At 28.7% G+C, this 13,912-nt stretch carries 13 protein-coding genes; 2 read left to right on the forward strand and 11 right to left on the reverse strand.

What is annotated here, in order from left to right; translation table 11 throughout:
• Positions 1–22 precede the first annotated feature (22 nt).
• The 11 genes from AC4KN9_RS05835 to AC4KN9_RS05885 form a co-directional block, all read right to left on the reverse strand.
• Positions 23–355, reverse strand: a complete 333-nt coding sequence (locus tag AC4KN9_RS05835; protein ID WP_491017661.1) for a putative heavy metal-binding protein — start codon at positions 353–355, stop codon at positions 23–25.
• Between the two features lie 80 nt (positions 356–435).
• Entirely contained in the window at positions 436–2,145 is a 1,710-nt protein-coding gene (locus AC4KN9_RS05840) for a M3 family oligoendopeptidase (protein WP_491017662.1), read from the reverse strand.
• Positions 2,135–2,563 carry a hypothetical protein gene (locus tag AC4KN9_RS05845; RefSeq protein WP_491017663.1) on the reverse strand — a complete coding sequence of 143 codons (429 nt, stop codon included), beginning with the start codon at positions 2,561–2,563 and terminating at the stop codon, positions 2,135–2,137. Before AC4KN9_RS05845 ends, AC4KN9_RS05840 begins: the two co-directional genes overlap by 11 nt.
• Positions 2,564–2,707: 144 nt before the next feature.
• Positions 2,708–3,955 (reverse strand): bifunctional metallophosphatase/5'-nucleotidase, encoded by a 1,248-nt coding sequence (locus tag AC4KN9_RS05850; RefSeq protein ID WP_491017664.1) that lies wholly within the window; start codon positions 3,953–3,955, stop codon positions 2,708–2,710.
• A gap of 20 nt (positions 3,956–3,975) precedes the next feature.
• Entirely contained in the window at positions 3,976–4,434 is a 459-nt protein-coding gene (locus AC4KN9_RS05855; protein ID WP_491017665.1) for an MGMT family protein, read from the reverse strand.
• 28 nt (positions 4,435–4,462) lie between these two features.
• Positions 4,463–6,211 carry an oligoendopeptidase F gene (gene pepF / locus AC4KN9_RS05860; RefSeq protein WP_491017666.1) on the reverse strand — a complete coding sequence of 583 codons (1,749 nt, stop codon included), beginning with the start codon at positions 6,209–6,211 and terminating at the stop codon, positions 4,463–4,465.
• Positions 6,212–6,219: 8 nt separating this feature from the next.
• A complete protein-coding gene (locus AC4KN9_RS05865) occupies positions 6,220–6,933 on the reverse strand; it encodes a response regulator transcription factor (RefSeq protein ID WP_491017667.1) in 714 nt (237 codons plus the stop codon).
• 118 nt (positions 6,934–7,051) lie between these two features.
• Positions 7,052–8,677, reverse strand: coding sequence for a chaperonin GroEL (gene groL / locus AC4KN9_RS05870; RefSeq protein WP_491017668.1), 1,626 nt, complete (start codon positions 8,675–8,677; stop codon positions 7,052–7,054).
• Position 8,678: 1 nt separating this feature from the next.
• Entirely contained in the window at positions 8,679–8,957 is a 279-nt protein-coding gene (locus tag AC4KN9_RS05875) for a hypothetical protein (protein ID WP_491017669.1), read from the reverse strand.
• A 425-nt stretch (positions 8,958–9,382) separates the two neighbouring features.
• The gene (locus AC4KN9_RS05880) at positions 9,383–10,138 is read right to left on the reverse strand and encodes a DNA-3-methyladenine glycosylase family protein (RefSeq protein WP_491017670.1); all 756 of its coding nucleotides are present in this window, start codon (positions 10,136–10,138) and stop codon (positions 9,383–9,385) included.
• A gap of 5 nt (positions 10,139–10,143) precedes the next feature.
• Complete coding sequence (locus AC4KN9_RS05885) at positions 10,144–11,010, reverse strand: class B sortase (RefSeq protein WP_491017671.1); 867 nt, start codon at positions 11,008–11,010, stop codon at positions 10,144–10,146.
• A 289-nt stretch (positions 11,011–11,299) separates the two neighbouring features.
• Between AC4KN9_RS05885 and AC4KN9_RS05890 the strand changes: the two genes are divergently transcribed.
• Together AC4KN9_RS05890 and AC4KN9_RS05895 are read left to right on the forward strand one after the other, a co-directional pair.
• Complete coding sequence (locus tag AC4KN9_RS05890; protein WP_491017672.1) at positions 11,300–12,355, forward strand: galactose ABC transporter substrate-binding protein; 1,056 nt, start codon at positions 11,300–11,302, stop codon at positions 12,353–12,355.
• A gap of 57 nt (positions 12,356–12,412) precedes the next feature.
• Positions 12,413–13,912, forward strand: a complete 1,500-nt coding sequence (locus AC4KN9_RS05895) for a sugar ABC transporter ATP-binding protein (RefSeq protein WP_491017673.1) — start codon at positions 12,413–12,415, stop codon at positions 13,910–13,912.

Raw genomic sequence — 13,912 nt, forward strand, 5'->3', positions numbered from 1 at the left:
ATTATAATAACTATATTAAATTTTAGTAATTATTTTTTTCAACGACTACTGCTGTGCCACTTACTGTAACCATTAGCATCCCATTTGTTTCTCCTAAAACTTCATAATCTATATTTATTCCAATAACAGCATTAGCTCCCATTTCTTTGGCTCTAATAAGCATTTCATCTATAGCTTCTCTTCTAGCCTTGATTAATTCTTCTTCATAACTATTAGATCTTCCACCAAAGAAATCTCTAAAACTAGCACTTATATCTTTAATAAAGTTTACACCTGTAATTACTTCTCCAAAAACTATATCTTTATATTCTACAGCTCTATATCCTTCAATGCTATTTGTTGTTGTATATAACATATTTCCTCCTAATTTTTATTATTTTCAAAATACATATACCCATTATAGTATCTAAAACACAATGAACAATAGTATTTATTTTAGTTTTTAGTATTATCAATTTTATCTTTGTCTAAACCATCTAGATAATTAATCAATTTAGGCACAATAAACTCAAACGTTTCCTCTTCAAATGGATTTTTCAGCCCAACGTGAGCGATTATATCTTTAGTGCTTAATCTTCCACCTAATTTACAAAATTCAATATATTTACTCCAAGTATCTTGATGATCTTCCATATCAAGTACGAAGAATTGGAAAGCATTTAATTGCGCAATTGTATAATCTAAATAATAAAATGGTGACTGAAATACATGTCCTTGTGCATGCCATCTCTTACCAGCTTCATAATATTCATTTCCGTCATAATCAATATGAGGAGAATATATCTTTTGAATCTCTCTAAATTTATTATTTCTTTCCTCTGGTGTAGCGTTAGGATTGTCATACACCCATTCTTGATACTCATCAATTGTAGCACCATATGGTAAAAATTCTAAGGCTCCAACTACGTGACTATAGAAATATTTTTCTGTATCTTCTTTGAAAAATTCTCTCATCCATGGATGAGCAAAATATTCCATACTCATCGAATGAGTTTCCATTATTTCCATACATGCCCCAGCATTTTCTCTTGGATGAACATCTTTTGTTAAATATCCCTGAAAAGCATGTCCCGCTTCATGGGTTAAAACATCTACATCATGCTGAGTCCCATTAAAGTTTGCAAATATAAACGGAAGTCCTATTTCATCAAGACTAACCATGTATCCACCTGGAGCTTTACCTTCTTTGGAATCTAAATCCATTAAGTTACTGTAAATCATTGTATTGAAAAACTCTTCTGTTTCCGGAGATAATTCCGTATACATTTTTTGAGCAATTTTTACTAATTCTTCTCTATCTCCCTTTGGAGTTGGATTCCCTGATAAAAATTTAAGAGGTAGATCGTAGTGTTTTAATTTATCAACGCCAATTCTCTGTCTTTGTTCCTCATAAAACTTTTTAGTTAGCGGTACAATATGTTTTTTTATCGCTTCTCTATATATTTTAGCATCATGTCTATCCCAATCAGTTCTTCCAAACAATCTATATGCTACCTCAATATATGAATCAAATCCTAATTTTTTTGCAATTTCATGTCTTACTTTAACTAGTTCATCGTAAATTCGATCGAACTCATCACTATTTTTTTCAAACCAGTCTGTAAACGCTTTTGATGCTGATTTTCTAACTTCTCTATCTCTTGATTCCAAATATGGTGGCATTTGAGAAATATTTAATATCTTTCCATCAAACTCAATTTCTGCAGATCCCATTAACTTCTGATATTCATTAGATAATCTTGACTCTTTTACTCTGTCCTCCATTATAGAAGGCTTAAATATATCTAATTGTATTTCATCAGTTTTAGTTATATTTTCACCAAATCTTCTTTCAAATTCTTTTCTGTATGGTGATTCCAATCTAACTTTTTGTAATTTATTTGAAAATTCTGAATATCTTGGTAAAATATTCTCAATTTTCTCAACTTCTTTTTGATAAAATTCATCTTTAGTATTTATGGTCAATCTAACATAAGCAATAGTATATGCCTGCATAAATTTTGCAGTAATTTTTTCCAAATTCTTAAATGTTTGAAAAAATTCTTCTTCATTTTTAGCATTTTTTAACACATCTAATTTTTCATATATCTCTGTAAAAAATGATTCAAACTCAGGTCTTTTATACTCTAATTTGTTAAAATCCATCATTTCTCCTTATTTCATTTATTATCTCTATTAGCATAATAGAATCTCTTGGAAATTCATATTTTTCTCTTAATTTTTGTATCTGTTCTCTATTTAAAATATCAAATATATTAATTGACTTATTTAAATTTATTTTGCTATCTTTTTGATATAGCAATAGCGACCCCTCATTTATAAGTTTTTTAGCATATTCAATATACTCGTTATATTTGGCATTTTTTACTATTTTCCATCTTATATCATGCTTTTTTCTATATGTCTTATCTGGAAGATTTGATAAATAATGTGCACATAAATTTCTAATCGTACCATTAACACCAATATTTTTATCACTTATTGTAGAATAAAGCACTTTTATCTTAGCTCCTTTAAGAGGACCAGTTTCTGATGTTAAGAAATCTAGTCGATACTTGTTCATACCAATTATTATTTTTTGATCATCAGTAATTTCGCTATCATCTAAAAATCTAAGATTTTTAATTCTATGACCATCTTTTTTAGTGATATCAATATCGTATTTAACATTTCCAAAAATATCAAATGTCGAATATTTAAACTTAGTTCAATCTTCTTTAAAAGAAATATTTATGTCCCCTATATTTGAACGATTAAACACTGAAGCTGACCACTCCATATATTTTTTCAATTGTTTACCCGTTATTTCAAAATTGGTAATCTCTCCACCAGAATAACTATATGCTGAATTTATGTGTTTTCTTCTAATCTCCCCATCACATGTGAGTGGATATGGATTATCGAAGTGTACAGCAACAACATCGGCCTTGCTATAATATAGCATAACATCTATAAAGAATTCTGATAGATTTGTTTGTTCAACTCTTAATTGCGGTATTCCTTTAATCTCATCATTTAAGTTAAAGTCCACTTCAGTGTATCCTAGTACTTTATTAGCTCTATCTCTTAGCTGTTCATGATAAGGTTTTAATATTTTTTCAATTTCAATATCCGACTCGATTCTATCATCGACCTCAATTATTGATGATTTAATATCAATTAATTTATCGCTACTATTTGGATCAAAGTACAGATCTAATCTACTAATTGCTTCTGCATGAACTCCTGGCTCTAAAAATATTGTATCACCAATTTTTTTATTTTCGATTTTATGCATATGTCCAGCAAATATAGCATCTATTTTATTTGAATTTTCTACATTCTTTAGTAAATCTATCGCACCTGTATTTTCGATATTGTTCTCATTCTCTTCACCTAGGTGAAAAAGACCGATTAATGCATCACATTCTCCAACTTCATTTAAAAGTTTTTTTAATTCAAAGTCTGCATCTATAACATCATAATTTTTTATGTTTCCTCTTTGAGCTTCAAATTTTCTAACTAGGGGGGTATTTAAACTAACAATTCCAATTTTTACATCTTCAATATTAATATAATATACTCCATTCATGAATCTCATCGTATGTTTTTTACGATATAAATTTCCCATCATTGCAATCCCCTTAAATTGTCTGATTACGCTGATTAACTTATCCATACCAAAATTAAATTCATGATTTCCCATATTATAAAGTAGATATCCAATCTCATTTATAGCTTTAATTCCTGGATTTTCTTCCTCAGATATGAAAAATTCTGCATTATTACCTTGAATTAAATCTCCATTATCTACGATAAAAGTATTTGGATTTTCTCTCTTTATTTTTTTATAAATTGTACTTACTCTAGTAAGCCCACCAATCTTTGATAATATATCCTCAGAGTAATCCCAAGGCATATAATATCCGTGAATATCACTGGTACAAAGTATGGTGACTTTAAAAATATCTTTCATGTCTCCTCTAGACTTTGAAATTATTTTTCAAAATTTAATAAACTTTGAAACGCTTCATCATTTGTCTTTTTCTTTTCATCTACAATTCTATGCACCGGTATAAGTAATGGAAATTTGATATTTTTAATAGCTTTTTTAACTTCTTTAACATCTTCACCAATATTTTTTGATAGTTCACTAAATGTAAGAGTTTCACCAAATTTAACTTTTTTAATTTCTTTTACTACTTTTTGAACTAGTTTGTCATCTGACAAATCTAAAGGTAGGTCAAATTCAGTTCTTTCCTTATTAAAAAATTCTTGTAATTGATTTAATGTCTGTTCGATTAAGTTATTACTTTTTGTTAAAAATACTCCATCTAATTCTAACTTGTCTGAGTGATCTAACTCTATTCCTAGAATTAGATCTTTTCCTGCATATATAGTAACTGTTACTACACCCGTATTAAATCTGTATCTATTATTAAAATTAACTGCCACTCTTATCTCCTTTTGTTTTTCATTAAAATTATCTTGTTAAATTATCTAAATCGTCTACTAGTCTTGCAAATAGCTGCATTGCCTCATTTACTGTGTCTGGCTTTGACATATCAACACCTGCAATTTTTAGTTGCTCGATTGGGAAATGTTTATTACCGTCTTTTAGAAATTCTAAATAATTTTCTAACGCATCTTTTTCTTTGTTTAAAACTCTTCTAGATAATATCGCTGATGCCGCAAATCCTGTTGCGTATTTATAGACATAGAAGTTTGAATAAAAATGAGGGATTCTCATCCATTCATACCCAATCTCTTCATCTAACACTATAGAGTCACCAAAATATTTCTTATTTAATCCATAATAAATTTCTGTAAAATCTGCTTTTGTAAGTACTTCACCAGCTTCAATTTTTTTATGAACTTCTCTTTCAAATTCTGCAAACATTGTTTGTCTAAAAACTGTACTCTTAAAACTATTTAAATAAAAATCCGTTAAGTAAAGTTTTTCTTCTTTACTTTCAGCCCTTTCTAATAAATAGTTTAACAATAGTGCTTCATTAAATGTTGATGCTACCTCTGCTACAAATATTGTGTATCCAGAATGTAGAAAATCATTATTTCCTCTATCATAAAAACTATGTAAAGAATGACCTAATTCATGAGCAAGCGTAAATACAGTATCAAGCGTACCATTGAAATTCATCAATATATATGGATTGGTATCATATGAGCCTGATGAATATGCACCACCTCTTTTTCCTTTTCTTGGCTCAACATCAATCCATCTTTCATCAAAAGCTCTCTTTAGATTTTGAACATATTCTTCTCCAAGTGGTTTTACTGATTCTATTATCATCTCTTTAGCTTCTTCAAAAGTATATGTCTTCTCAAAATTACTAGTAATCGGCATATATACATCATACATATGCTGTTCATCTAAACCTAAAACTCTTTTCTTTATATCATAATATTTTTGTAAATGTGACAAATTGTTACTTATCGATTCTATTAAAGCGTCATATACTTCTTCCTTAACATCATCCTTATATAAAAACATATTTCTTACTGAATCATAATTCTTAACTTTAGCAATCTTAGTTAAATTATTTACATGAGAATAATATAGTTGTGCAATTGTATTACCAAATTGGTTATATTTATTGTAAAAATTCTTAAATACTTTTTTTCGTATCTCTCTATTTTCATTCATTTGGTATTTTACAAAATTACTATTTTCAATTTGAATATCATGTTTCTCTAAATACGGAAATTCCATATCTGTATTTGTTAAATAATAAAAAGCTTCGGATGGTGATTGTGCTAAAGAGTTTAAATTGGATAAAAGTTTCTCTTCAACATCTGAAAGAGTGTGTTCTTTATATCTGAATATTCTATTTAATACAACATCATGATTTTTTAATCTTTCATCGTTTTTTAATTCTTCTACTTCTTCATCTGACAATGATAAGAGTAAAGGTTGTAAAAATGATAGTTCTGTAGCAACTTCATTATTTAAGTTAATAATTTCAGCTTCTAATTTTTGATATTCAGTAATATTTGAATCTTCATCTTTTTTCATGTGTGCGTATGTGTGAAGTTTACTAATAAGTCTATCCTGTTTTGAGTCTAATATTATTAATTCTGCTAAATTTTTCTTTGGTTCTTTACTTAATTCTTTAATTTTTTTAGTATTTTTTAACACTTTTTCAATATCTACATTTACCTGATCATTAGAAGCATATATATCTTCCAACTTCCACCTTAATTCAATTGACATAAATTCTCCTAGTATTTCTTTATTTCATCATCATAAAAATATCCTTCGCCCCAACTGGTTTGGATATATTTATCTGTATTTGTCGCTTTTAATTTTTCTCTAAGTCTTCTAATATGAACATCAACCGTTCTTATATTAGATTCATCTATACCTTTCCATAATTCATTTGCTAAATCTCTTCTAGAAAATACTTTATTCTTATTTGAAACTAGTATATATAACAAATTAAATTCTTTACCAGTTAAATCCATTTCTATATTATCTACTTTGACTTTTCTAGATAACACATCAAACTCAAATTTCTCTTTAGTAAGTTTATTATTATTTTCATTAACAATATTTTGTTCTGAAGTTGTCACATTATCTTTTGCTCTTCTAATAACAGCTCTTATCCTCGCTTTTAGCTCCAAGAGGTAAAAGGGGCGTTGAATATAGTCATCACAACCATATTCTAAAGCTAATACCACATTATTAGGCTCTTTATTACAGGACACAACAATGGTTGGAATTTTAGATATTTCATTCATTTTTCTTTTTAAATCCAGACCTGTTCCATCTCTATATTTCATATCAATAATCATCAAATCATATGAGTATCTAGAAACTAAATCTATAGCATCTTTTATATTTTTTGCTGAACTTATCTCATACTCTTCAGACTTAAAACTGTATATAAAATTGTCTATAAACTCTTGTTCGGAATTAACTAATAATAATTTCACATCTCCACCTCTTCCTAAATTTATATTTAAATTATAACATAAATTTAATATTTTGAAAATTAAAAGCAATTAATACGTGTTTTACAATATGACAAAATCTGAATTAACAGCCTCTTTACTAATATCCATACCCTTCCATACTTTGTGATATATGATTTATTTCTTCTTCATTTTTTACATCTGCAATCGCTGCTTCGGTTGTAAGTATTAACCCCGCAATAGAGGCTGCATTTTCAAGAGCAGATCTAGCTACCTTAGTAGGATCTACTATTCCTTTCTCAACCATATTTTCAAATTTATCATTTAATACATTGTAACCTATTCCTTCTTCTAAACTTTTGATTTTATATGTTATAACATCTCCTTTTATTCCGGCATTTTCTGCTATTTGCCATGCTGGATATTCTAATGCTTTTGACACAATTTTTGCTCCAGTTTTTTCATCGCCAACATTTTCATCAATATATCTATCTAGCGATTTAATAGAATCTATAAAAACTGTACCTCCACCTGCTACGATACCTTCTTCTACCGCTGCCTTTGTGGCCGCAAGAGCATCCTCTATTCTGAGCTTTTTCTCTTTCATTTCAACTTCTGTTACTGCCCCTACATTTATAACAGCAATACCGCCTGATAATTTTGCTAATCTTGATTTAAGTCTTTCTTTGTCAAAATCAGAATCAGATTCGTATATATCATTTTTTATTCTATTAATCCTATTTTTAATTTCTTCTGAACAACCAAGTCCTTCTACAATTGTAGTTGAGTCTTTATCTATATTTACTCTTTTAGCTCTACCTAATTGTTTGAGTGTTACCTTTTTTAAATCATCTTTTAATTCTTCCTTAAATACATTTGTACCCGTTAAAATAGCTATATCTTCGAGTATATTCGCTCTATTATCTCCAAAACTTGGAGCCTTTACAGCAACAACATTAAAAGTTCCTCTCAATTTATTTAAGATAAGATTTGTCACCACTTCACTATCCATCTCACTTGATATGATTAAAAGTGGTTTCGACATTTCAACTAATTCCTGTAGCATTGGTAGAATATCTTTGATATTTTCTATTTTTTGATCAGTTATCAAAATATATGGATTTTCAAGATCTGCCGTTTTTTTCTCATTATTTGTAATCATATGCGATGATAAAAATCCTTTGTCAAACTTCATTCCTTCAACAATTGTTAAATTCGTTTCCATAGTTTTAGATTCTTCGATTGTGATAACACCATCTCTACCAATTTTTTCCATTGCATCGGCAATTAATTCACCAATAGAAGGATCTGCAGATGAAACTGCACCTACTTGAGCAATATCTTCTCTTGTTTGAATCGGAGTAGAAAATGATTTGATTTTCTCGACTACAATTTGTGTAGCTTTTTTTATCCCTTTTTGTAATATAACAGGATTAGCACCAGCAGCAATATTTTTTAATCCTTCTGATACTATTGCCTGAGCTAATATTGTTGCCGTTGTAGTTCCATCACCTGCAATATCATTAGTCTTAATTGAAACTTCTTTTAATAGTTGTGCTCCCATATTTTCAAATTTGTCTTGTAATTCTATTTCTTTGGCTATAGTTACTCCGTCATTTGTGATTAGTGGAGTTCCAAATCCTTTATCGATTACTACGTTTCTTCCCTTTGGTCCAATCGTGACTTTTACAGCATCTGCGAGTTTATTTATTCCTATTTCTAAAGATTTTCTAGAATCCAAACCATATTTAATATCTTTAGACATTTTACACCTCACTTTCTTGTACAATTGCCAGAATATCTTTAGTATTAACAACTAAATACTCTTCTTCATTATTTCCTGGTATACTAGCTTCAGATTTCAAATAGAGAATTAAATCTCCAATCTTAAATTCTTGATTGCTTATATTATTAGAAATCGCTACAATCTTACCAACACGAGATTCATTCTCTTCATTTTCTATTATGACAATCCCTAACATATTAGTTTCCTTAACTTTATTAACTTTTATAACTAGTCTATCTCCTACAGGTTTAACTTTCATTGAATCTCCTTTTATAATGTTTTAAGTCTTTTATGAATTTATTATATAATATTTTTTTTATTTGATAAATTGAAGTTATAAATCCATATTTAAGATAAGCTCCAGATATATGATTTATAAAACTTAGTATACGATTAAATGTTTTATAGATTAATTAAATTTACATATGTGTATCTATATTGTCCTATTCAAAATATAAAAGAAACGTGAGATTGTAATCTCACGTTTCTTCTTAAATAGTACGATTTTAATTTTAATACATTTTTTATATGAAACTAAAATATTATTTTATTTTCCAATCTTGTTTTCCCTTGCATAATAAAATAAGTATTGTTGTGCAAGCCCTCTTAAATTGCCAAATAAAATTTGTGCTTAATCTAGTATTTTCGAATTTGATATTTTATCTTCTAAGTAAAGAGTTTCCATTAATCTCTTAACCCAAACGTCAACCGGAAAAGTATTGTCCCTACTATATCCAAATAAAAGTATACAGTCTCTAACTTTTGGCCAACTCCAGGTATTTCTAAAAGATTATCCCCTAAAATCTCATCATCTAATTCATCTGAATATTTTTCATTTTGTTCTAAAAACATCTTTGAAGCAATAACTATTCTCTCATTTCTAAATCCAACACGACATATTTCTTTAACTTCTAAAGGGTTTGCTTTTGATAAGATTTCTGGTTTTGGAAATGAATAATATTTTTTTCCTTTATACTCTTCTATAAATTCACCATAAGTTTCGGATAATAGTCTTATAGAATTTTTTATTCGTGGAATTTGATTATTGGCTGAAATAATGAATGAAATTATTATTTCGTATTCATCTTGATTCAAAATTCTAAGACCTTCCCCAAATTTAATTGCTTTTTTAAGACTGTCATTTTTTTCGTAAGCTAAAGTTTTTGAAAGTAATTGTTTGATTTCATCATAATCTCTATCTAAATCAAAATATTCATGCCAAAACGATCTAAATTCTTTTTCTGTTATATTATATACTATGAGATTCTCTTTATCGTGCATAAATTCTGCAACAGAATTATTTGCTACAATAATATAAGAATTTTTTTCAGTTTTTTCCCATCTAAATGCTTGTCCATTTTCAAAAATATGTGGTAAATAGAAATTCTTTAGACCAATTATTTTTATCCCATTCTCTATTTTCTCTATTGTATATTTCATATCTTCTACTTCACTTCTACTTCAACTGCTTGAACCACAAATCTTCCATCATTACCAAATTCTCCATCACCATAATCGCAAGTTGACATTGTTAAAATCTTGTCATCTGATGTAAATGGTTGCGGATCAGTAAATTTATTAATCGATTTATCTTTTCTTTCATCTAAGTATTTCGTCCAGTTATTTTTGTTTCTTTGACTTAAAATATAATCATCATTAGATGTTGAATAGTATGCTGTAAATACTTTATATTTTTTGTATCCTTCTTCGGTATATATTTCGACAAAATACTCTTTATTTGGGTCAACATTTTTCTTATCTTCAAATTGTAAGAGTAACTTAAACATTGGTGCAAATTGTTCTGGATTTGTTCTTAAATTATGACCAAATATTGTGGTATTCATATCCTTAAAATCTGGTTCATTACCACCATTTAAGAATATTGAACCCGGTCTAGAAAAATTTTTATTTAAATCCTTCCATAAATAGTAACTATTATTCCCCTTCTTATATAGTATTGGAAAATTAATTTTAGCTTCCTCAAATTTTACATATCCAACTACATCGCTATTTTTTTCTTTAAGCTTTTTTACAACTAACTTTGCACGTTCATCTAGTTCTTTCTTGCTTAATTTTTTTTCTTGATTATCATTATCTTTTTTCTTATCTTTATTTTCTAAACTTAAATTTTTATTAAAATCTTTCTCAACTTCATTAACTAATTTATTTGCTTCTTTTAATTGCTGAGTTGATTTATAGTTTTCATAATAATAACTAAATATTTGATATCCACTATATATCATTATAGCGAATAATATTATCTGAATAAATGTGATAATAAAGTTTCTCTTTTTTTTTGTTTTTTTCTCCATTATTACTCCTCTGTTTTCTATATATTATTTTATCAGAAGTATAAAATAATACAAAATTGTTATAACCTTGTCAATGATATCATTTTTCATTGATTACTCACGCTATATTTTTAAAAATTTTATAAAAATAATATGGCTATAATATGAATTATTTTGTTGAAATTTAGTAATTTCTACATAATTTATTATTAAAAAACATTATTTTAATATATTTTATTTTTGAAATAGTTGACAACCTTGTCAATATTTTATAGAATTAAGTTAACAAAAAAAAGGAGGGATTTTTATAATGAAATCTACAAAAAAAATATTAGCACTATTATTATCATTAATTTTAGTGTTTTCACTTGTTGCATGTGGTAACAAAAATAAAGGTGGTGATGCTGGTAAAACTGGCAATAACGGAAAAGCTAAAAAATTTGGGGTACTACTATTTAATGGTGCTGACCCTTATATTGGTACAGTAAGACAAGCTTTAGAAGCTTTAGATAAAGCTGATGATTCATTTGAGTTAGATATCCAAGACTCACAAAATGACCAAGCTAAACAAAATGATCAAATCGATGCTTTAGTACAAAAAAAAGTTGATGCTTTATTAATTAACGTCGTTGACTTTGGTGCTGGTAAAGCAGTTATCGATAAAGTTAAAAGTGCTGGAATTCCAACAGTATTCTGGAACAGAGATATTACAAAAGATATCGCTGAAGCAGACTTGAAAAACTTAATCTTCTTCGGTACACAAGCTCCTCAAGCTGGTGTAATGCAAGGTGAAATCGCTTACGAAAAATGGAAAAATGGTGGCGATAAAAACGGAGATGGTAAATTACAATACGTAACACTACACGGTGGTTATGATAACGCTGAAGCTGTTGCTAGAACAGAAGAATCTATAAAATTATTCAAAGAAAAAGGTGTTGAAGTTGAAAGACTAGATGAAAAAGTAGCAGATTGGGATGATACAAAAGCTAAAGATGCTACAGATGCTTGGATAGCAAAATATGGAGATAAAATCGAAGTTATCTTTGCTAACAACGATGGTATGGCTATCGGTGCATTAAACGCTTTACAACAAGCTGGTTTCAACAAACTAGACGACAAAGGTAAAGTATCTACTGATAAATTCATTCCAGTATACGGTGTTGATGCTACAAAACAAGCTGTTGCTAAGGTAAAAACAGGAGAATTATCAGGTACTGTAAGACAAAATAATGAAACAATGGCAAAAGGTGTTATTGATTTAATTAAAAATAAATTATCTGGTAAAGACTGGACAGAAGGTACAAACTATAAGATTTTTGAAGGTGATAAAAAGTCTGTAAGAATGGACTACGAGAAAGTACAATAGTTGCTGAATTACTAAAGGCGCACTTATGTGTGCCTTTTTAAATGATATGGAGTTTATATGGAAAATATAGAATATCTTTTAGAGATGAGAAATTTGGTTAAAACTTTTCCAGGCGTAAAGGCACTAGATAACGCTCAACTTAAAGTACGACCTGGTACAGTTCATGCATTAATGGGCGAAAATGGTGCTGGTAAATCTACTCTTATGAAATGTTTATTTGGAATTTATCACGAAGACTCTGGTGATATTTTCTTAAATGGAGAAAAAGTTAAGTTCAACAATCCAAAAGAGGCACTAGAAAGTGGTGTTGCTATGGTGCACCAAGAACTTAATCAGGTTATGAAAAGAGACGTTGCCGACAATATGCTCTTAGGAAGATATCCAAAAAAAGGATTGATGATAGACCAAAATAAAATGTATAAATATTGTCAAGATATTTTTGATGATATGGGAATTGATGTAAATCCAAGGGAAATTACTGAGAATTTATCAGTAGCTAAAAGACAATTAATCGAAATTGCTAAAGCGGTTTCATACAACGCTAAAATTTTAGTACTTGATGAGCCGAGTTCATCACTTACTAATAAAGAGGTTGATATACTTTTTACCATTATTAAAAAATTAAAAGATAGAGGTGTAGGCATAATCTATATATCTCATAAAATGGATGAGATCTTAGCTATTTCTGATGACGTAACAATCATGAGAGACGGCCAATGGGTTGCTACGGAATCTTCGGATGATCTAACTATAGACAAAATTATTTCATTAATGGTTGGTAGAGATATCGAAAATGTGTATCCACCTAAAACAAATGTACCCGGTGAAACACTTTTAGAAGTTTTAAACTTAACTTCAAAATACAAACCAGGTATCGAAGAGGCCAATTTCACATTAAGAAAAGGTGAAATATTAGGTGTTGCCGGACTTGTTGGAGCTGGAAGATTTGAGTTACTAGAAACCATATTTGGTGTTAGAACTCTAGAAAAAGGTGAAATATTTTTACACGATAAAAAAATACATAACAATAGTCCTAAGGCATCTATCAAAAATGGTTTCGCTTTAGTTACCGAAGAAAGAAGATTTACAGGTATATTCCCTTATGCAGATATTACTTTCAACTCAACTATTTCAAGTTTAAAAAAATACAAGTCAGGTTTTCTACTAGATGATAGTAAGATGAAGATGGCTACAAATGAACAAGTTATTTCAATGAGAGTAAAGACACCTAATACAAAAACTTTAATAAGATCATTATCTGGTGGAAACCAACAAAAAGTTATTTTTGGACGTTGGTTATTGACCAGACCAGAAGTTTTACTTCTTGACGAACCTACAAGAGGTATTGATGTTGGTGCTAAATATGAAATTTATCAATTAATAATTGATTTAGCCAATGATGGAAAAGGTGTTATAGTAGTTTCTTCAGAAATGCCGGAACTATTTGGTATTTGTGATAGAATTATGGTAATGAGCAATAGTAAAATTGCTGGAATAGTAGATGTTAAAGAATCCGACCAATACAAGGTTATGTCTTTAGCTACAAAATATTTATAG

It is taken from the genome of Helcococcus sp. SA-HE-C1 (assembly GCF_985670335.1).